Origin of the sequence: Camelimonas fluminis (genome assembly GCF_014656355.1) — a bacterium.
Lineage (GTDB): Bacteria > Pseudomonadota > Alphaproteobacteria > Rhizobiales > Beijerinckiaceae > Camelimonas > Camelimonas fluminis.
In genome coordinates this window covers 1-1,518 of record NZ_BNCG01000131.1, presented here as the reverse complement: position 1 = coordinate 1,518, position 1,518 = coordinate 1, and the positions used below count along the sequence as shown (strand labels likewise).

Sequence of the window (1,518 nt, the reverse complement as noted above, 5' to 3'; positions counted from 1 at the left end):
CCCGCACTCCGCTAATTTACGCCGCGATCTGCGCCAAATGTTCTGACGACGTACAGTCGGGCAAAAAGACCGCAGACCATGACTCTACTCCTGCAAAATCGCAGTTGGAGTAGGAGTCATCAGCCTTTCGGAAAGGCGGTTCGACCTCGCAGGGTCAGGCAGATTCCATTGCCTGGGCAACCCATACATGCGTTGCGGAACTGCTGTCAACGGCGGCTCGGCCAGCCGGTTCGCCGGAATACAGGCTGCGCAAGCCTGCGCCACACACCGCTCCAGACAAGAAATGTGCCGGCGGCAGAAGCGGTCTGAATTCCGGATCAAGCAAGCACCTGTCCATAAGGAGTATAATTACCAATTTTATCCAGTTTGCCAGCGTCCACGTATACAATACCTACATTGTGACGTTTCACATGGTCGAGCGTCAGGGGGCATCCGCATTGGATTTTGGCGCTTTGCATGAGGGTGGACTGTACTAAAGACCAAACGGGGGGCAGGGCTGCGGCCTTGATGGGCCCTGACGCGTAGAAGTCGAGAGTCTCGGGCAATGAAACGATGGTTCGCGCCAGGATTGAAGCTGCTGCTGATTGGCGCGCTTGTCGACATCACCAATCCGGGTTCGCTTGCACGGATCCCTTTGCTCATTGGTGACCACCGGGTCATGACCGCCGTCATCTACTGCGCCCTGTGGGCGACCAGTATTACCGTCATTCTGCTGGCTGCATTTCACCCGTCACGCGCTGTCCGATGCCTTTGGGGCGCTGCGCTTGGTCTGTCAGGATCCGCCGCCTACCTCTATTATGCCATCAATGGCGCGGAGTTCTCTACAATAGATCTGCTCAATTTCTGGTCCGCGCGCCACGAAGCCGGGCGGGCGCTGGAATTTCATCAAAGTGCCGTCTCATCAGCCGTCATTGTTTTCTCGACTTGGCTTGTCGCCTTCATATTGCCGCCCCCACAACCAGAGCCAAAGCTGTTGAAGGGCACACGCCTCCGGGGTGTGAGCCCTGTGTTGCCCATCGTGCTGATTGCTTGCGTTATCCTGTATCGGGAAGGCAAAGGTTCCGACGCGCTGCCGCGCCAGTTCGCGCCGCTCTCCATGTCCGCCCTTGCGTCATATAAGCTCGCCACTTTCTCTTTCCCGGCGCGCGATGCCGTACAGACCACGCCTGATGAGCCATTATCTCGCGCTATCGTACTGTTAGTCGATGAAAGTGTTCGGGCGGATGCTATAAACCTGTTACCGCTAAAGAAATAACAAAAACAGAGCTGATTTCTCCGCGCACCGGATCGTTGTTCGAACCGATGCCAGAAGGAACCACTCTTGAGGGTGGAATACGCCAGAGGATGAAAGAAGAAGACGATCAAAAGTGCATGTAGTTATGATGGTTCATATTCGGCCCATAACCACCGCTCAAATTTGTTTTTCCAGTGATCCTGTTTTTTGGAACGGTTTCTCATTCCCAGGGTTATCCGTAATGCAAGTCGGCAACAGCGGCCGTCGACATGGCTAGCTTCAAT

The 1,518-nt window shown here is 55.1% G+C and carries 1 protein-coding gene and 1 riboswitch; the gene reads left to right on the top strand.

What is annotated here, in order from left to right:
• Nucleotides 1-103: 103 nt before the first annotated feature.
• A riboswitch (Fluoride riboswitch) is annotated at nucleotides 104-182 on the bottom strand.
• Nucleotides 183-544: 362 nt separating this feature from the next.
• Nucleotides 545-1,255, top strand: a complete 711-nt coding sequence (locus IE243_RS22775; protein WP_191321560.1) for a hypothetical protein — start codon at nucleotides 545-547, stop codon at nucleotides 1,253-1,255.
• Nucleotides 1,256-1,518: the final 263 nt, after the last annotated feature.

What these genes read in the sequence shown, in the direction of transcription:
- IE243_RS22775 (WP_191321560.1), top strand. Translation starts at nt 545, where the DNA reads ATGAAACGATGGTTCGCGCCAGGATTGAAGCTGCTGCTGATTGGCGCG.